Here is a 17,935-nt window from a genome sequence, read left to right as displayed (position 1 = left end):
TAAAACTATGCGCTACGTTATCATAACAGGAACTTCACAAGGTTTAGGTGAGGCAATCGCTACGCAATTATTAGAAAAAAATACAACTGTCATCTCTATTTCTAGAAGAGAAAATCAAGAGCTTACAAAACTTGCAGAGCAATATAACAGCAATTGCATTTTTCATTCCCTAGATCTTCAAGATGTACATAACTTAGAAACTAACTTTAAAGAGATCATTTCATCTATTAAAAAAGACAATGTATCCTCTATTCATTTAATTAATAATGCGGGTACAGTTGCACCTATGAAACCAATTGAAAAAGCAGAAAGCGAACAATTCATTACGAACGTTCACATTAATTTACTTGCACCTATGATTCTTACATCTACGTTTATGAAACATACGAAAGACTGGAAAGCAGATAAACGCGTTATTAACATTTCATCTGGCGCAGGAAAAAATCCTTACTTTGGCTGGGGCGCTTATTGTACAACGAAAGCTGGTGTAAATATGTTTACACAGTGCGTAGCAACTGAAGAAGTGGAAAAAGAATATCCAGTAAAAATCGTCGCTTTTGCACCTGGCGTTGTTGATACAAATATGCAATCACAAATTCGCGAAACAAATAAAGAAGATTTCATAAATTTGGACCGCTTCATTGCATTAAAAGAAGAAGGAAAACTATTATCACCTGAATATGTTGCGAAAGCTATTCGTAACTTACTAGAAACTGAGGACTTCCCTCAAGGCGAGGTTATTAGAATCGATGAATAACAAAAAGGCGTGCTAAAATAGCACGCCTTTTTGTTCTACTTCTCTAAAAATATAAGCACAGACTCCGCAATTTGCTCATAACCAATTTCTTGATAAATTTTATTCGATGTCGGATTCGCTAAATCAGTATATAACGTAGTCGTCTTGTACCCTTCATCTAACATACGTTGACTAAGTGCCGCTACACACTTAGATGCGTATCCCTTTTTCCTTGCTTCTTTCGGCGTATATACAAAATTAACTGTTATATTATTTTTAGTTGGTCTCGTTTTTGCAGCTACAGAAACGAGTTTCCCATCCACTTCCAAACCAAACAGTCGATTTGTAGTTATTAATGTATATGCAGTTTGTTTTGCTTCTTCTTTCGTAGTAGGAAGCTTTACATCTTCACAAAATTGATATATCCACTGTTCTATTAATGGTAATTCATCATTATTTACCGCTCGAAAAAGTCCATTCGCATTACACTTCTTCTTTACTCTGTTCAACTCATACACACCTTGCTCCATTGCAACATGGGTTTTTTTATTTTCTAATACTGCAATCTCTTTCGCTAATTTCTGTACAATTTTCTTATTACCGATCAATCCAGGAATATCCGGATATACTTTCGTTAATTCTTTTGCAAGTTCCTCAATAGTTACTCCCGCAATTTCAGAAGTTGCAACAATGATTTGTTTCTTCTCTTCTGTTTGCAGAAATACAACCGCAATTTCTTCTCCTTGTTTCGCTATCCCCATAAATATCGGTTCTTGGACCATTTGTAATACACCTAATATGAGATTGTTTTCCTGCTCATTCTTTTCTAGAAATGGTGTAACATCTTCTTTAAAATGAAAAATCTCTTCATATACATGTAATTGAATCATCGACAATCTCTTCTCTCTATTTATATTTTAATTAAGTATTGGCGATTAATTCATTAAATCCCTCTTTTACGATTCAATAATATTCAAAGCTAATGTATTTAAAGTATTTTCAGCTTGTAAAATTCTCTGTCTTTCCTTTTCAAATACATCCTCTTCTTTTCGAAATGACTCTTTTCGATTTTTGATCATGCGTTCCATTTCTTTTTTACTCGGTCCACCGTATACATTTCTTTTTTGAATAAAAGCTTCTGGCGATATAATTTCTTTCCACTCTTTTTCTAATAGATTTATATTAAACTTTTCTTGTAAGTATATATTTACGTCTTTCAAATGCAATTCATAAAGTTCCTTTTTCTGCTCCAATGACATACTTGCAATAGTACTTGCTGCATGATGAGCATGCCGAAATGGAATCTCATAGTTTTTCGTTAACACATCTGCGAAATCTGTAATCGTAATTGCATGTTTATAGGAACGATTTTTCAACGTTTCTTCCTCTACTTTCATCGTTCGAATGACTGCATTCATAATAGAAAAAACACGAATAGTCTTTTCAATCCCTTTATATAAATATGGCTGCAAGTCATCTTCCGTATCGACAATATCACCAAATGGTGTATTATGAATCATTTGAAACACTGTAAATGCTTCTCCTAAAGCACTACTCGTAATTGCACGAGCATGCTCAATTGAAACCGGATTTCGTTTTTGCGGCATAATACTACTGATTTGTACATATGGCTTTGCAACAGTAATACCGTCATATTCTTTCGTTGCTAACAACAAAAAGTCATGAATCCATCTACTCGTATTCGTCATCATTACCATAAGTAGCGAGCTAACTTCTAATAAATAATCCGCTCCGGCAACAGCATCATATGAGTTCTCAATTACAGTTGCAAATCCAAGTAGATGAGCAACTCGTTCTCGTTTAATCGGGAAACTTGTTGTAGAGAGTGCAGCCGCCCCCATTGGAGACTGATTTAAAAGCTGGTACGTTTTTTTCATTCGTTCTAAATCTCTTTGCATCGTATCATAAATTGCTAAAGTATAATGACCAAATGTTGTTGGCTGTGCCGGTTGTGTATGTGTATAAGCTGGCATGATCGTTTCCTTATGATCATCAGCAAGTTGCAGTACACTTTCTTGCAATAGCAAATGATGTTCCATTAATCGTAATATATACCGCCTTAAACTCATGCGATACATCGTTACACCCATATCATTTCTACTTCTACCAATATGCATATTACTTACAAAATCGCATTTCGCTTCTTGAGAAATTAAATGTTCGACTAAAAAAAAGAGATCTTCATGCTGCTCTGTATAGAGCAATTGCTCTTCTGGAATTCCCTCTACCTTTTTTAATGCGTGCAATATAACTTTAGCTTCTTCCTTTTTCATTAAATTTTCTTCCGTCAGCATCGTAATATGTGCTTTATGCACTTGAAACATATCTTTCAATAAGTAATTTCGTTGAAAATGAAATACATGTTGTAATACACAATCCACATATGTTTTCCCAGGGAAATCAGCGCCTTCACTCTTTATAAACTCTTCTTTACTTTGTTTCATCACCTTTTCCCCTCTCACCTAAGTATTACTACCCATCATACCCAGAGATAGAAAAAAAGTGCTTGTACATAAAAATAAACTCGGTGCTCTCTGCACCGAGTTTATTTAATAAAAGTCGCATCATACTTATCACTTTGCAACACTTGGAAATGTAAGTTTGCTAAATGTTTCCGTATTTCTGCACTATCGTCTTCATTTAAATTATTCGCCAAAAACACAATCTCCGTACAGTTTCCACGTTTATCCATAGCGTAAACTGCTTTTGTAACCGTCCATGGTGTATAACCATTCTTTTGCCCAGCATGTCTAAATGTTTTACGGTATTTCTTGGCACTCATGTCTGTTTCAACGATATTTGCCCACACTTTTTCTTCAGCTTCTGTCAAGCCACCTTTATGGTTTGCCTTTTGAAGTAATACCATATAATCATTTGCAGAAGCTGCTGGTAATCTATCTGACCAAATTTTGTCGTAACGTTCCTCTAAATAAAGCGGAATTTCCTTCTGTAATAATGGTCCCTTCTTCTTTAAGCGTTCATGAATAATCATCGCATATTCACGATATTGCTCTTGAGACATTTCTTTTAACTTTTTCTCTATTTTATATTTTGGAACATGTAATTCTTTATGCAAATATCCCGGGATATACAAAGATGAAACGATTGGAAATAGTGGTTGATGTGCAGGAAGTGATAAACTTTGTAAATTTCGATTGATGTTATCTAATCCTAACAATTCCATTAAGTATTCAGCATTTGCATTCGAACTAAACTTAACCATTCCTTTTGCCACTTCTTCTAAAGAAACCGCTCCTTCAGTTATCTTGCCCGTCTTCTCCAAATACTTTTGCCATCTATCTTGTGCACCACCATCTGTATTCGGCACATAATAGCGATTCACATCATTAATCGACACGAAACTAGAAGAATCAATTTTCCCTTCAGTAACTTGTTTCGTATATTCAAGCGCCACAATTAATTTCATCGTACTAGCAACTGGCAATACAACATTTGGGTTTACAGAATAAACAACTTTATCATTTCTCTTTACTAGAAGCGCACTATTTTTTTCATCTTTATGTTCTTCAATAAAAGATGCAATATACTGTGCATCATCATTATTTGAACTCCACACTTTTTTCACTAAAAAGTTACCCGATATTAGCAAAACAAAAATACCCACAATTACTGCGCATACTATAGTTTTTTTCAAGTAAAATTCCTCTCCTATTGTGTAACTCTTCTCTATTTATCATTTAAAAACAAAATAATGGAGATGGTCATTTACATAACCATCTCCATTATTTTAACTTGTATGCTCCTATTATGTCTACGTCATAAATTTCACAAAATCCTCAAGAAACTTTTTATAATGTAACGACCAACCAATTCGCACCCAATTTTTTAATGCTTTTGCATCAGGTTGAGGCCGAAAATCAGCAATACTCTCTCCTTTTGCAATTCCAGCTGTATCTACATCGACACGACGATATACATAATCTAAAAGGGATGGATTTGCCGCAACCATCATTGTAACGACGTCATGTACTGGACTTCCTTTTATTTTCGGATTTAACTTTCTATAAGCTTTATAATAGTACGTAAATATCGGCTCGATTAACTTATTAAAACTCGTTTTAGAGTGTTTCGTAATATATTTTACCATTTCCGGTGTAATAATTGCTTCAGATGTAACGTTAAGTGGCACTAATGTCACATTTTTGGCATTTTGCATAACTAATTGTGACGCAATGGGATCACCATGAAAATTCGCCTCTGCGACTGGTGTTACATTGCCAGGCATTAAGAAAGCACCGCCCATTATATAATATTCTTTCACATACTTCATCATCGGCTTTTCTAAAATAAATGCTGTCGCTAATGTTGTTGATCTACCAGCATCGACTATTATTAATTCTCCTTTATATTTTTCAAGAAGATCAAAAAATGTACAAAAAGGCTTTATATTTGGTGAAAAAGTTTTTGGAGGTTTAATTGGCCCTAAACCGTCTGTCCCATGAATTTCTGGATAATACGTCGTAATATCTCCGGATAAAGGAATTTTCGCACCATTAATAACAGGTATATCTTCCCGTCCTGCCATTTGCAATAAATATGCGGCATTACTTGTCGCCTTTTCTTGTGTTACATTTCCATATCCCGTTACTACACCAACAATATCAATATCAGGATGCAACAATCCATACATAATTGCTAAAGAGTCATCAATTCCTGGGTCTCCTAAAAATAACACTTTTTTCATCGACCTCAACTCCATCCCCTCAGTTGTTATTAATTTATGAATAACCGTGGATATACAGAATAAAAAAGAACAAATTCATACGAAAAAACGCAGTCTTATAAGGACTACGTTCTTCAGCTAACCTATACTGTTTTTTTTACAGCACTCATACTTCCAATAACATAAGCGATAAACGCAAAACAAATCGGGAAGACAACTGTATGTATACCGAACGGATTTGGATAGAAAAGATGAATACACATATATGAGCCTACCCCAACTAAAATAGACGCAAGCGCTCCTGTAGCATTTCCTTTCCTCCAATATAACCCTAATACGATTGGCCAAATGAATGCTGCTTCTAATCCACCGAAAGAAAATAAATTTAGCCATATTAAAAAATCTGGTGGTTTAATCGCCGCTGCATAAACGAGTAGTCCTACAATACCAGTAATCCACAAACTTCCTTTTTTTATCGTACTGTCTGCTGCATCTTTATTTATGTAATTTACATATATATCTTTAATAATTGACGAGCTTACAAGTAATAATAAAGAGTTTACTGTAGACATAATCGCTGCCATCGGTGCAGCTAAGAAAACTCCAGCTAACCAAGGAGGTAACACTTCCATCGCAAGTAGCGGCATTACTTTATCTGGTACCGTTATACCTGGAAGTACTACTCTTGCAAATACACCAGTTAAATGCATACCGATCATAATTGTGCCAACGACAACGGTTCCAATTATTAAAGCTTGATGCATCGCTTTTGAATTTTTATAAGACATGGCACGCACGCTAATTTGCGGTAAGCCGACAACGCCAATTCCAATTAAAATCCAAAATGATGTAACATATGATTTCGTTAAACTGCCATCTGCTCCGAATGGTGTAATTAACTTTGGATTAATTTGAACAAGTTCCTGCATAATCTTTTCAATTCCACCACCAGCAATGACAGTAGCAATTAAAATGATTGTCGTTCCAACTAACATAATGATTCCTAATAATGTATCTGATAGAGCAACTGCACGAAATCCACCAATTAATACGTACACAAGTACAGAAAAAGTAAATAAAAATAGTGCTGTTGTATACGATAGACCCGTTAGTGACTCGATTAATCGTCCACCACCGACCCACTGGGCTACTGTCGCTGAAAATAAAAAGATAATAATACATAACGCAGAAAGTATAACAACTGCTTTATTATTGTATCTCCCTTTTAAATAATCGATAAGAGTAATTGCTTCCATCTTCCTAGCGATAATTGCAAACTTTTTACCGATAACCGTTAAAACGATATAGCCTGTTACAACCTGAATCGCAGATAACAGTACCCATCCAAGACCCATATTGTAAGCAATACCAGGGCCACCAATAAAGCTACTTGCACTACCGTACGTAGCAATCATTGTCATCGCTAATAATAAACCGCCTAGCTCACGCCCACCAAGAAAATATTCTTGTAAAAATTTATTATGAGCAGTTGCTTGCACACGTCTTGAAGCATATACACCAATTAAAAATACAACGATAAACGAAATTATCATTGGAATGATTACATACCAATTCATCTATTATTCCTCACTTTTTTCTTCCTCATCGAGTGAAATATCTTGAAATACAAAACGAACAACTAAACTAAGTAAAATAACCATAACGATAAATCCAACGATACAGCTATAAAAAAACCATGCGGGAAAACCTAATACATATGTATATTCATTCGGATTTTTACTACCAAGCCCATAAGCAAATCCGTACCATATTATAAAATTAATAATAGCAAGTCCAAGACCAATTAACGCTTCTCTATGGGCTATTCGAAAGCGTGGATCATCATGATAATCTTTCATTTTTACCCCTCCTCTCACGATGTATTATTGTACCATTGTTCTTCTAGTTTTTCCTACTAGAAAGCAAAAACAAGCAGGATTTTTTATAATCATATAGAAGATTCTCTTACATTACATATTTTTTACAATTGTAACACAAATGAAATTTGAATTTTCAGTATTTCTTAATTATGATTTTAATTAGAGGCTTTCCATCTAGTTTCCACATCCTTGATTTCGGAATAAGCGCCGTCTCGTACTGCGTTTACATTATATTTTCAAGGGGGTTATACAATGAGTCAACTAGCTGTAAATCTTCATGAAAAGGTAGAGAAATTTCTTCAAGGTACAAAAAAGTTATATGTGAATGGATCTTTCATTGAAAGCGCTTCCGGTAAAACATTTAAAACACCTAACCCAGCAACTGGTGAAACACTTGCCGTCGTTTCTGAAGCTGGTCGCGAAGATATTCATAAAGCTGTAGTCGCAGCTCGTATGGCTTTTGACGAAGGTCCTTGGTCTCGTATGAGCACCGCTGAGCGAAGCCGTCTCATGTACAAGTTAGCTGATTTAATGGAAGAACATAAAGAAGAGCTTGCACAGCTCGAAACATTAGATAACGGAAAGCCAATCCGTGAAACAATGGCAGCAGACATACCACTTGCAATTGAGCATATGCGCTATTACGCTGGATGGGCTACGAAAATCGTTGGTCAAACAATTCCTGTTTCCGGTGATTACTTTAACTATACACGCCATGAAGCTGTTGGTGTCGTTGGTCAAATTATCCCTTGGAACTTCCCGCTTCTTATGGCAATGTGGAAAATGGGAGCAGCGCTTGCTACAGGATGTACAATCGTTTTAAAACCTGCAGAACAAACTCCACTATCTGCTCTATACTTAGCTGAATTAATTGAAGAAGCTGGATTCCCGAAAGGTGTTATTAATATCGTACCTGGATTCGGTGAATCAGCTGGACAAGCTCTCGTTAATCATCCACTCGTTGATAAAATTGCATTTACCGGTTCTACTCCTGTCGGTAAACAAATTATGCGACAAGCATCCGAAACATTAAAACGCGTTACACTTGAATTAGGCGGTAAATCACCAAATATCATATTGCCAGATGCTGATTTATCTCGCGCAATTCCTGGTGCACTTTCTGGTGTTATGTTTAACCAAGGACAAGTATGCTCTGCTGGATCACGCTTATTTGTTCCGAAGAAAATGTATGATAATGTCATGGCTGATCTCGTCCTCTATTCTAAAAAACTAAATCAAGGTGTCGGTCTTAACCCTGAAACAACAATTGGCCCTCTCGTTTCCGAAGAACAACAAAAACGTGTAATGGGCTACATTGAAAAAGGGATTGAAGAAGGCGCTGAAGTCCTTTGCGGAGGAAGTAATCCATTCAATCAAGGCTACTTCGTTTCTCCTACAGTATTCGCTGACGTAAATGATGAAATGACGATCGCAAAAGAAGAAATTTTCGGTCCAGTTATTTCTGCAATACCATTTAACGATATTGATGAAGTAATTGAACGTGCAAATAAATCACAATTCGGCTTAGCGGCTGGTGTGTGGACAGAAAATGTTAAAACAGCACACTATGTTGCAAGTAAAGTACGTGCAGGTACAGTATGGGTAAACTGCTATAACGTCTTTGATGCAGCATCTCCATTTGGAGGATTTAAACAATCTGGTCTTGGCCGTGAAATGGGATCTTACGCATTAAATAACTATACAGAAGTAAAGAGCGTTTGGCTTAACTTAAATTAATGAGAAAGAACCTGACCTACCTGGTCAGGTTCTTTTCATTATGTATTCCTTTAAACTTGCAGTCCTCCGCTCACATTTAATACTTCACCTGTAATATAAGATGCGTATTCTGATGCTAAAAAGGCTGCTGCGTTCGCAATATCTTCTGGCGTTCCAATTCTACCAACTGGAATAGCGCCAACCATCTTTTCTTTCACTTTATCTGGTATCGTTTTGGTCATATCTGTATCCATAAACCCCGGACAAATCGCATTACAAGTAATACCGAAACTTCCAACTTCTTTCGCTGCTGTTTTCGTTAATCCTACAACTCCTGCCTTTGTAGCCGCATAATTTGCTTGACCTATGTTTCCTTCTCTACTAATTGAAGATATATTAATAATGCGTCCATACCCTTGTTGTCTCATGTAAAGAAGCGCGGGTTGCATACAATAAAAAACTCCAGTTAAATTCACTTGTAATACTTGTTCCCAAGCAGTTTTCTCCATTTTATGTAACATTGCGTCTCTTGTAATTCCAGCATTATTCACCAAAATATGTAATGTACCAAATTTTTGAACCGCATATTCAATTAACGACTTTGCTTCATTTTGATTACTCACATCACATCGATATGAGCACACTTCATATCCTTCATCTGATAACTCACGTGTCGTTTTTTGTAGATTCTCTTCATTTACATCGCTAATTAATACTTTCGCCCCTAGTTTTGCATAAACCCTTGCAATCTCTTTTCCAATTCCCTGTGCAGCTCCTGTTACAACAGCTGTTTTCCCATTTAAAAACTCCATTCCTATCCCCCATTTCTATTACTTATACTGTATATTTCGGCTCCTTGCTTTCCAATTCCTCTTTGTATAAAAAAGTCTATTTGTGTCAAACTAACTTTGCAACGTCGCATAAACGCAAGGAGATTGTGTCGAATGAACAAAAAGAATTTCAAACAAAGTAAAGCAACTGATGGCATTGATGTTGAGTTCTCTCGCGAACTCGCTGACCACAATGACTTAGAAGCAAACGCACGTGCAAATGCCGCTGATGCACGTCAAAAGCGCCAATCAACCGAAAAATAAGGTACATCACAACCTTATTCTTTTCAAAAGGGACCTACTACCCAACAAAATAAACCGAGAGACATCTCTCGGTTTATTTTCTATATTTTTTTGCATAATGAGCCAAAGTAAGCAATGGATATATATGAGCATAACTATGATAACGAATATAAAACCCACCTGGTAAACCTGTTCCAGTAGGATATTTTTCATTTATATAAGAGTTGGAGAGCAAATATGAAATACCTTTTCGAATGACTGGCGTTTCTTTATCATAGTAAGAAATGAGGGCATCTAACGCCCATGCTGTTTGGGATGGTGTACTAAATGGCAAAGTAACAAATCTTTTTTCCACACTACTTTGGCAAGATTCTCCCCAGCCACCATCTTCATGCTGTATATGTTCAAGCCATAAAGCTGCTCGTTTCACTGATGGATCGCTAGATGGTATTCCTAGTGACCGTAAACCAGTCAACACTGCCCACGTACCATATATATAACAAATTCCCCATTTCCCATACCACGATCCATTTTCCTCTTGTACATTCATTAACCAATTTATCGCACTTTGTTTTTGTTTCTCGGGCAATTCATTTTGCGTATACGTTCCGAAAAATTCTAATACTCTTCCTGTAATATCTGGTGTAGAAGGATCTGTAATCATATCACTTGCATTTTCGATTGGTAAATTTGCTAATATACGGCTCGTTACCCCTTTTTCAAAAGCCCCCCAACCACCATCATTATTTTGCAATCCTTTAACCCAATTAACCGCTCGCTTCCAAGCAGTGTCTACATTTTCGTTCCCTCTACTTCGCGCCAATGCTCTTAACGCAGCAGTTGTATCATCAATATCTGGAATCGTCGTATTCACATCCGAAAAGCCCCAACCACCCGGGAAGAGATCCGGTGCATGTACACTCCAATCTACTTTCTTCGTTTGCTGTTTTCTTAGTAAATATGCTGATGCATTGTGAATCACTTTACTTGCTTTCGGAACTTGAGCTTCTTGCAAAGCATAACTGAGTAAAGCTGTATCCCATACAGTTGATGGAGAGTTTTGCAAATGGCTCCCTCTCTCCATCTTCCATATATAAGATGTGATTCCCGTTATAGCTTTTTGAATAATTGGTGATTGAATAGAATGTCCTAATGCAAGTAAAGCATAAATCATATAAAACGAGGCAGTTGCGTAGCTATATAATGTTCCATTTTCATCAATACGCTCTTTCATAAAACGTTCTACTTCCTCATATCCTTTATGATGCAAAGAAAGTGGATACGTTATAATTTTCTTCACGTCACTTACTAACGTTTGAAAAACTGGAGACCGATCCTCCCGAAACCATTCTCCGCCCCCGCCTGCAATGTGATTTAAATTTGGCAATAACTTTTTCCCTACTCGAAATCTTTTATTTAAACACAACATCATCGGAATTAAATGAATACGTGCTGAGCTACTCAGTTCAAAAATACTGAGAGGGGAATCATTCTGCAGAAACATAATTGGTGTTGGCAAATGAAAGAGAGAAGGATATTCATATTCTCCATGAATCGCTAATAAAAACTTCGTCATAAAATGAGCACGCGCTACCCCACCGCGCTCATTTATAAACATTTCCGCTCGCTTCATATTCACATCTTCTTTTGTATATTTTTCCGATGCAAGTAAGGCAGCATAAGATTGAATTGTAGCAGATAAATTACCACCCACTTCATCTTCATACAATTTCCATGTTCCTTCATTTGTTTGGAGTGATGCTAATCTTTTTACAAACGGTTCTATCTCTTTATCTTTACCTAATAATTTTAATAAAAAAATCATATGACAATCTGTTAGTGGCGCTCCTTCAAAACAAAACCGCCACGTACCATCTTGCCGTTGCATTGTTTGAAGTGCAGTTGTTCTTCTCGCTATTTCTTCATGCACTTTTTCATATAATAACAAGTTGCTCACCCACCCTTTCGAAATCCGTATAACGATATTCAAAAAGGTAGCTGAATATGTATAAAAACAAAGAAAAGCAGAACATATAAAATGTTCTGCTCATAAACAATACCCTACTCCGACAATAATCCCTAATAAAGCACCGACTACTACTTCATACGGTGTATGCCCAACAAGTTCATTTAACTTCTTATATTCTGTTTCTCTACCGTGAAAAAAGTCATTCAATATTTTTGCTTGTTTACTTACTGCAAGCCTTACTCCTGAAGCATCATACATAACAATAATGGCAAAAATTGTAGCAACCGCAAACATCGAGCTTTCCACACCTTCCACTACTCCAACTCCTGTAGCAAGCGCTGTAACTGTTGAAGCATGAGAACTTGGCATCCCACCTGAAGCAAAAAACTTTGCAAAATCAAATTCACCTGTTTTAACTAATTTGAAGACTACTTTCGTTAATTGTGCTAAAAACCATGAAATTACAGCTGCCATAAGCGGATCATTATGTAAAATTGTTTCCATATTCTCAGCTCCTTACTGACTATAATGGAAATTCTATATAATATAAGTATAAAGAAAAATGCGTAGAAAATACTACGCATTATGATACTTTTGCTGATTTATTTTTTATAAATTTCGGTTGTTTCTGCACTAAAAACTTAGTCTTCGCTACCGAGAATACAAATAATGCAACCCATATACAGAAAAATGCAATCATATGAGTAGATGTGAAATGTTCACCAAATACGAATACACCTAAAATTAAGCTAATTGTTGGTGCAATATATTGTAAAAAACCTACCATATAAAGCGGAATAAGTTGGGCTCCTTTTGCAAAATAAAAAAGTGGTAGAGCTGTAACAATACCTGCTCCTATTAATAGTAATGTCGATAACATTGAAATAGATCCAAATGAGCCGAAACCATGGGCGCCTGTCATAACAAGATAAATGATTGCAAGCGGTGTCACTAACATCGTTTCCATCGTAAGTCCAATTGTAGCATCATAGTTTAACAGTTTTTTCGTTAATCCGTATAATCCAAATGAAAAGGCAAGTGAAAGAGAAACCCACGGAATAGATCCGAAACGCACTGTTAAAATGATAACCCCCACTCCAGCTAAACCAACTGCAACATATTGCCAGAAGTTTAACTTTTCCTTTAAAACGACTGTACCAAGTAAAATACTAATAAGCGGATTAATATAATAGCCAAGACTCGCTTCAATAACATGATTATGATTAACGGCCCATATGTAAACAAACCAGTTTCCGCTAATCAAGACTGAAGCTATTGTTAATGACATTAATAATTTAGGTCGTTTAAAAAGATTCACAAATTCCCCAATAAACTGACGAAACCTCTTCGTAACACCTAATACGAGTAACATAAAAACAAATGCCCAAACGATGCGGTGTGCTAATATTTCATCTGCTGGAACTTCCTCAACCCATTTCCAATAAATCGGTAGGATTCCCCACATCGTGTAAGCACCAGCCGCGTATAGTATCCCTTTTTTTTGCTCTGCTGATTGACTCCCCATCTTCCTTTTTCTCCTCTTCTCATTTTTTCTCCATTATACGGTCTCACATGCTCACTTTACCAATAATCAATCTGCATTTCTTTCGACATTTCTCATACAACGAATAATAAACATACCGTTATTACAACAAGTAACGGTATGCCGAAAACAAATTTCTTTTTATGAGTTTTATGATGAAACATATACATGCCGATCCAAGCTCCAACTGCTCCTCCAGCTGCCGCCGATAAAAACAACGTACTTTCTGGCGTTCTCCACTGTTTCTTCTTTGCTTTTCGTTTATCAAGCCCCATAAGGCTAAAAGCTATAACGTTAATAATAAGAAAATAAATCCATTTCATCGCTTTCTCTCCTTATGAAAAATTCGATTAATAGTAACACGAAAAAACGACGGAAACAACTGAAGAACTCTTTTTATCCAACTAGTTTCATTCCTTTTTCTTAATTAGTTACCTTCATATTTACATAACCAACTAAAATCGCAGTTAAAGCATTTAATATAGAAAAATGTTATGAGTAGAATCTTATATTTCATTACATTCATCCACTACCATATCATCAAAAAAATTGCTCTCAATCACTTTCTCATCAAAACGAAGAACTACAATTAGCCCTACATATAAAGAAACAAAATTTAGAAACCATTCCCCATTCTCATCTTTCTTAGCTAAGCATTTAAATATCTCTTGAAATTGCACCCGCTCGTCTGCAGCAACAATGGGACGTACACCAAAATATTTCAATACAAGATTCAGCTTCAGCTGTACGGATAATGATAAAATATATTTTAATAGCTTCGTATACTCTGCACTATCTTTTTGACTATACAACTTCACAAGCTTTGGATGTAAATTCGAAATCGATAATTCCTCGTCAGTCACTCTAGTTACTTCTATCGTTTCAATCATCTTTTTCATATCCATCACATTCACCCCTTCTGAAAAAATTCTAAAGCCAAAGAGTACTTAATTCAAAATGTACAACAATTGTGCGTTTCTCGTCTCTCGTTCTTCCTCACTGACTAAATCATACTTTTTTAGGAGGTGAAAAACATCATTTAATAATTTCTGTGAATGAATACCTTGCAAAAAACTCTTTAACTCTTTAAAGATCCCTTCAGGTAAAAAATTCTTTTGACTTTCAAGCTTATTCATCACATCTTCAGTAGAATGATCAATGTTACATGCCATACTAAACTTCCCCCTCTATCCTCTATAAATAATATCCTCAGCTAACGATGTAAACACTTCTCCAACAAGAGAATCTTCATCATATACAGATGAACCATTATTTTCTTCACGTTTCGCAAAAGGTATTTTGGCAATTACTTCTGTTTGCAATTGTTCTGCAAGCATTTCGCCGCCGCCTTTTCCGAAGAGATAATTTTTCGATCCATCTTGTTCTTCATAATAAGCCATATTTTCCACAATACCTAAAATCTCATGCTTCGTATGTTTTGCCATTACACCAACTCTTGAAGCAACGAATGAAGCTATATTGTGCGGAGTTGTAACAATTATTTCTTTCGCTTGCGGAATCATCGCTGCAACATCAATCGCAACATCTCCTGTACCTGGTGGTAAATCAAGCAATAAATAATCTAATTCTCCCCAGTGCGTATTCGCAAGGAAATTTTGAATCCATTTATTTAGCATCGGTCCGCGCCACATCACTGGGTTATTTCCTTCTGTAAAGAATCCCATCGACATGATTTTAACACCGTGACTAATGACTGGAATTGCCGTTTGATCAATCATCGTTGGTTTCTTATTCGTTTCCATCATAGCTGGAATACTAAAACCATATATATCTGCATCTAATATCCCCACTTTTTTGCCCATACGAGCTAGTGCAGTTGCAAGATTAATTGTCACCGTTGATTTTCCAACTCCGCCTTTTCCGCTCGTTACAGTAATAAAACGTACTTCTGAATCCGGGTGAAGCATGCTCGGCATACCAGTTTCTGTTCTAGTATTTCGCTTTAACTTCTCTGTTAAAGCTGCACGTTCTTCTTGTGTCATAGAACCAAATGTTACCTCCACTTTAGAGGCACCAATTGCGTGAAGCGATTCTTCAATATCTTGTTGAATTTTTGCTTTTAACGGACAACCTTGGATTGTTAGTACTACTTCAAGTTTAACCTCTGTTCCGTTCATTTGTATATTTCTAACCATATTTAATTCTACAACACTTTTGTGTAACTCTGGATCCTCTACATGTTTTAATGCATTCATTATTTGTTCTTGAGTAAGCATAGAACTCATCCCTTCTCTTATTCTAATTTATATACAACATTTTCTTGGCACTTCATCTGGTGAAAAAGCTTATTATCCCCCGCTAACGGGTGGGATTAATGCGACTATATCTCCGGCTTTTATCATCTCTTCATTCATTACAAACTCTTCATTAACAGCCACCATCACTTTATCCAGCGATTGTAAACAATAGCTGGCTTTGAGCCATTCTTTTAATTGCTGCACTGTCATTTCTTGCTTTTCTGAAATTACTAATCGATCCGATCCAACTTCCTCACGCAAATTTGCAAACAGTAAAATTGTAATCATTTTCTCATTCTTCCTTCTTTGGTTTTCCTTCTGGATAAGGTGTGTTTTCAAGTTGATCTCCAACCCACATCGTTCCATCTTCCCAAAATTCTTTTTTCCAAATTGGAACGATTCGTTTTATACGTTCAATCGCGTACTCATTCGCTTCATAAGCTACTTTACGATGCGGTGATGAAACTGCAATGACTACCGCAATATCCATTATTTCTAGCCGCCCTACACGGTGCGTAATTGCTACTTTTGCATCCAGCCATCTTTCACTAATTTCTTCACCAATTCTCATAAGTTGTTTTACTGCCATCGGTTTATATGCTTCATACTCTAAATGTAGCGTTCGTTTTCCTTTTGTTAATTCTCTCACCGTACCAATAAATGTTGTAATCGCACCTGCTTCCCTTCTTGCGACTTTATTCGTTACTTCTTCAACTAAAATCGGTTTATCTACAATCTCAAATAGCACTTGTCCCATTAAAACCACCTCTCACTTTATGAAATGTCCAAGGCCATTCACTACCTTCGTTATCTTCTAATAAAAGAACATCGACAAACATATCTTTTTTATATCCTCTTGTCCCGCCCGGCAATACGATAAACGCGTTGGATTCTGCCAATGAAGAAACTGAGCTAGATTTATCAAACCCTGATGGATAAGCGATTAATTTCCCCTCATCATATTGCAATTTTGCTCGTACAAATCTTGTAAATGGATTCGGTTTTAGAAAATCTTCTCCTAATAACGCTTTTTCTCTTTTTAAATGTACTTTTTCACTAAACATATACGTCCGAATACACGGTCTTACGAATAATTCAAACCCTACGTAACAAGCTGATGGATTCCCTGATAAACCAAATAATAACTTGCCATTTAATTGTGCTACAGTCGTAACACTTCCTGGTCGCATTGCAACTTTATTAAAAAGAACAGATGCACCTAACTTTTCGTAAATAGCTGGTAAATAATCATAATCTCCTACTGATACACCGCCCGTTGTAATTAACATATCTACTTGGCCAAGCGCTTCTTTCACAGCTGTAAAACACGTATTAAAATCATCACTAAACTTCCCAAAATATTTTACTCTTCCGCCCGCTCTTCGAATTTGAGACAATATCATGTACGTATTACTGTTTCGGATTTTCCCTGGCTGTAATGAATCATTGACATCCAGTAATTCACTCCCAGTCGCTAACAGTCCAATTACAGGCTTTCTCGCAACTGGTACTTCACTATAACCGAATGTAGCAAGAAGAGCTGAAATACCTGGATTAATGTACGATCCCTTCTTTGCAAGAACTGTTCCTTTACGAGCATCTTCACCTTGAAAAGAAATATTGTCGCCCGTTTTGAATGATCGCTTCACTTCCATATAATTGTTGCCATTCTTCTCATATTGACGAGTCAGCTCTAACATAACAACCGCATCACATCCATTCGGAATTTGTGCTCCTGTCATAATTCGAACTGCTTGAAATGGACCTACTTTCTCATGGAATAGCGATCCTGCACCAATTTCACCCACTACTTCAAATACAATTGGCGTTTCATAACTTGCTAAATTAGTATCTTCTGCTCGAATAGCAAATCCGTCATACGGCGAACGATTAAATGACGGTACATCATGGTCAGCTACTAAATCCTCTGCTAATATACGTCCATAAGCTAATTCAATTGGTAATAGCTCCTTTAAGCCCTTATCAGCAAATCCCATCACTTTACGAACAGCTTCTTCAACCGTAATTGGCACTCTTCTTTCCATTGTTGACACC

Annotated in this window: 20 protein-coding genes; 3 read left to right on the top strand and 17 right to left on the bottom strand. The window is 36.3% G+C overall.

The window, feature by feature from the left end; translation table 11 throughout:
• Positions 1-7 precede the first annotated feature (7 nt).
• Positions 8-757: a (S)-benzoin forming benzil reductase gene (locus ACTFSL_RS10430; protein ID WP_440041661.1), complete on the top strand. Its 750-nt coding sequence runs from the start codon at positions 8-10 to the stop codon at positions 755-757.
• Positions 758-792: 35 nt separating this feature from the next.
• Here the strand turns inward: ACTFSL_RS10430 and ACTFSL_RS10425 are convergent, their stop codons facing one another.
• The 6 genes from ACTFSL_RS10425 to ACTFSL_RS10400 form a co-directional block, all read right to left on the bottom strand.
• The gene (locus ACTFSL_RS10425; protein ID WP_119683798.1) at positions 793-1,626 is read right to left on the bottom strand and encodes a GNAT family N-acetyltransferase; all 834 of its coding nucleotides are present in this window, start codon (positions 1,624-1,626) and stop codon (positions 793-795) included.
• Between the two features lie 66 nt (positions 1,627-1,692).
• On the bottom strand, positions 1,693-3,201 hold the full coding sequence (gene argH, locus ACTFSL_RS10420) for an argininosuccinate lyase (protein ID WP_135278047.1): 1,509 nt from the start codon (positions 3,199-3,201) through the stop codon (positions 1,693-1,695).
• A gap of 101 nt (positions 3,202-3,302) precedes the next feature.
• Positions 3,303-4,412: a serine hydrolase gene (locus tag ACTFSL_RS10415; RefSeq protein WP_000751366.1), complete on the bottom strand. Its 1,110-nt coding sequence runs from the start codon at positions 4,410-4,412 to the stop codon at positions 3,303-3,305.
• A gap of 117 nt (positions 4,413-4,529) precedes the next feature.
• Positions 4,530-5,462: a nucleoside hydrolase gene (locus tag ACTFSL_RS10410; RefSeq protein ID WP_000756458.1), complete on the bottom strand. Its 933-nt coding sequence runs from the start codon at positions 5,460-5,462 to the stop codon at positions 4,530-4,532.
• A gap of 122 nt (positions 5,463-5,584) precedes the next feature.
• Positions 5,585-7,018 carry a sodium/pantothenate symporter gene (gene panF / locus ACTFSL_RS10405; protein WP_001104820.1) on the bottom strand — a complete coding sequence of 478 codons (1,434 nt, stop codon included), beginning with the start codon at positions 7,016-7,018 and terminating at the stop codon, positions 5,585-5,587.
• A gap of 3 nt (positions 7,019-7,021) precedes the next feature.
• Positions 7,022-7,300: a YhdT family protein gene (locus tag ACTFSL_RS10400; protein ID WP_000656239.1), complete on the bottom strand. Its 279-nt coding sequence runs from the start codon at positions 7,298-7,300 to the stop codon at positions 7,022-7,024.
• Between the two features lie 273 nt (positions 7,301-7,573).
• On the opposite strand from ACTFSL_RS10400, the gene dhaS reads away from it, so the two are divergent.
• Positions 7,574-9,058 (top strand): aldehyde dehydrogenase DhaS, encoded by a 1,485-nt coding sequence (dhaS, locus tag ACTFSL_RS10395; protein WP_000080282.1) that lies wholly within the window; start codon positions 7,574-7,576, stop codon positions 9,056-9,058.
• Between the two features lie 50 nt (positions 9,059-9,108).
• On the opposite strand, the gene fabG is transcribed toward dhaS, so the two are convergent.
• Entirely contained in the window at positions 9,109-9,849 is a 741-nt protein-coding gene (fabG, locus tag ACTFSL_RS10390) for a 3-oxoacyl-ACP reductase FabG (protein ID WP_440041659.1), read from the bottom strand.
• 132 nt (positions 9,850-9,981) lie between these two features.
• Here fabG and ACTFSL_RS10385 point away from each other — a divergent pair, with 132 nt between their 5' ends.
• Complete coding sequence (locus ACTFSL_RS10385) at positions 9,982-10,131, top strand: YfhD family protein (protein WP_001035815.1); 150 nt, start codon at positions 9,982-9,984, stop codon at positions 10,129-10,131.
• Between the two features lie 73 nt (positions 10,132-10,204).
• On the opposite strand, the gene ACTFSL_RS10380 is transcribed toward ACTFSL_RS10385, so the two are convergent.
• From ACTFSL_RS10380 to ACTFSL_RS10335, 10 genes are all read right to left on the bottom strand, one after another.
• On the bottom strand, positions 10,205-12,058 hold the full coding sequence (locus ACTFSL_RS10380; RefSeq protein ID WP_000928145.1) for a terpene cyclase/mutase family protein: 1,854 nt from the start codon (positions 12,056-12,058) through the stop codon (positions 10,205-10,207).
• 99 nt (positions 12,059-12,157) lie between these two features.
• Entirely contained in the window at positions 12,158-12,583 is a 426-nt protein-coding gene (locus ACTFSL_RS10375; protein WP_000447820.1) for a divergent PAP2 family protein, read from the bottom strand.
• A 79-nt stretch (positions 12,584-12,662) separates the two neighbouring features.
• Positions 12,663-13,604: an EamA family transporter RarD gene (gene rarD / locus ACTFSL_RS10370; RefSeq protein WP_000535539.1), complete on the bottom strand. Its 942-nt coding sequence runs from the start codon at positions 13,602-13,604 to the stop codon at positions 12,663-12,665.
• 92 nt (positions 13,605-13,696) lie between these two features.
• Positions 13,697-13,945 carry a DUF1294 domain-containing protein gene (locus ACTFSL_RS10365; protein WP_000871349.1) on the bottom strand — a complete coding sequence of 83 codons (249 nt, stop codon included), beginning with the start codon at positions 13,943-13,945 and terminating at the stop codon, positions 13,697-13,699.
• A 183-nt stretch (positions 13,946-14,128) separates the two neighbouring features.
• Entirely contained in the window at positions 14,129-14,527 is a 399-nt protein-coding gene (locus tag ACTFSL_RS10360; protein ID WP_000367300.1) for a hypothetical protein, read from the bottom strand.
• 42 nt (positions 14,528-14,569) lie between these two features.
• The gene (locus ACTFSL_RS10355; RefSeq protein ID WP_135278055.1) at positions 14,570-14,794 is read right to left on the bottom strand and encodes a group-specific protein; all 225 of its coding nucleotides are present in this window, start codon (positions 14,792-14,794) and stop codon (positions 14,570-14,572) included.
• 15 nt (positions 14,795-14,809) lie between these two features.
• The gene (locus ACTFSL_RS10350; protein ID WP_135278057.1) at positions 14,810-15,859 is read right to left on the bottom strand and encodes a P-loop NTPase; all 1,050 of its coding nucleotides are present in this window, start codon (positions 15,857-15,859) and stop codon (positions 14,810-14,812) included.
• A 72-nt stretch (positions 15,860-15,931) separates the two neighbouring features.
• Complete coding sequence (moaD, locus tag ACTFSL_RS10345; protein WP_000628500.1) at positions 15,932-16,168, bottom strand: molybdopterin converting factor subunit 1; 237 nt, start codon at positions 16,166-16,168, stop codon at positions 15,932-15,934.
• A 4-nt stretch (positions 16,169-16,172) separates the two neighbouring features.
• Entirely contained in the window at positions 16,173-16,637 is a 465-nt protein-coding gene (gene moaE, locus ACTFSL_RS10340) for a molybdopterin synthase catalytic subunit MoaE (protein ID WP_000531881.1), read from the bottom strand.
• Positions 16,618-17,925 (bottom strand): molybdopterin molybdotransferase MoeA, encoded by a 1,308-nt coding sequence (locus ACTFSL_RS10335; protein WP_000442200.1) that lies wholly within the window; start codon positions 17,923-17,925, stop codon positions 16,618-16,620. The genes moaE and ACTFSL_RS10335 overlap by 20 nt, the downstream gene beginning before the upstream one ends.
• Positions 17,926-17,935: the final 10 nt, after the last annotated feature.

Origin of the sequence: Bacillus cereus group sp. MYBK108-1 (assembly GCF_051917185.1) — a bacterium.
Taxonomy (GTDB): domain Bacteria; phylum Bacillota; class Bacilli; order Bacillales; family Bacillaceae_G; genus Bacillus_A; species Bacillus_A cereus.
Note: the sequence above shows the minus strand (reverse complement) of the source record. Positions and strands in the feature narration are given on the sequence as shown.

Coding starts and splice junctions, on each gene's coding strand:
- ACTFSL_RS10430 (WP_440041661.1), top strand. CDS start 8: ATGCGCTACGTTATCATAACAGGAACTTCACAAGGTTTAGGTGAGGCA.
- ACTFSL_RS10425 (WP_119683798.1), bottom strand. CDS start 1,626: ATGATTCAATTACATGTATATGAAGAGATTTTTCATTTTAAAGAAGAT.
- argH (WP_135278047.1), bottom strand. CDS start 3,201: ATGAAACAAAGTAAAGAAGAGTTTATAAAGAGTGAAGGCGCTGATTTC.
- ACTFSL_RS10410 (WP_000756458.1), bottom strand. CDS start 5,462: ATGAAAAAAGTGTTATTTTTAGGAGACCCAGGAATTGATGACTCTTTA.
- panF (WP_001104820.1), bottom strand. CDS start 7,018: ATGAATTGGTATGTAATCATTCCAATGATAATTTCGTTTATCGTTGTA.
- ACTFSL_RS10400 (WP_000656239.1), bottom strand. CDS start 7,300: ATGAAAGATTATCATGATGATCCACGCTTTCGAATAGCCCATAGAGAA.
- dhaS (WP_000080282.1), top strand. CDS start 7,574: ATGAGTCAACTAGCTGTAAATCTTCATGAAAAGGTAGAGAAATTTCTT.
- fabG (WP_440041659.1), bottom strand. CDS start 9,849: ATGGAGTTTTTAAATGGGAAAACAGCTGTTGTAACAGGAGCTGCACAG.
- ACTFSL_RS10385 (WP_001035815.1), top strand. CDS start 9,982: ATGAACAAAAAGAATTTCAAACAAAGTAAAGCAACTGATGGCATTGAT.
- ACTFSL_RS10375 (WP_000447820.1), bottom strand. CDS start 12,583: ATGGAAACAATTTTACATAATGATCCGCTTATGGCAGCTGTAATTTCA.
- rarD (WP_000535539.1), bottom strand. CDS start 13,604: ATGGGGAGTCAATCAGCAGAGCAAAAAAAAGGGATACTATACGCGGCT.
- ACTFSL_RS10365 (WP_000871349.1), bottom strand. CDS start 13,945: ATGAAATGGATTTATTTTCTTATTATTAACGTTATAGCTTTTAGCCTT.
- ACTFSL_RS10360 (WP_000367300.1), bottom strand. CDS start 14,527: ATGGATATGAAAAAGATGATTGAAACGATAGAAGTAACTAGAGTGACT.
- ACTFSL_RS10355 (WP_135278055.1), bottom strand. CDS start 14,794: ATGGCATGTAACATTGATCATTCTACTGAAGATGTGATGAATAAGCTT.
- ACTFSL_RS10350 (WP_135278057.1), bottom strand. CDS start 15,859: ATGCTTACTCAAGAACAAATAATGAATGCATTAAAACATGTAGAGGAT.
- moaD (WP_000628500.1), bottom strand. CDS start 16,168: ATGATTACAATTTTACTGTTTGCAAATTTGCGTGAGGAAGTTGGATCG.
- moaE (WP_000531881.1), bottom strand. CDS start 16,637: ATGGGACAAGTGCTATTTGAGATTGTAGATAAACCGATTTTAGTTGAA.
- ACTFSL_RS10335 (WP_000442200.1), bottom strand. CDS start 17,925: ATGGAAAGAAGAGTGCCAATTACGGTTGAAGAAGCTGTTCGTAAAGTG.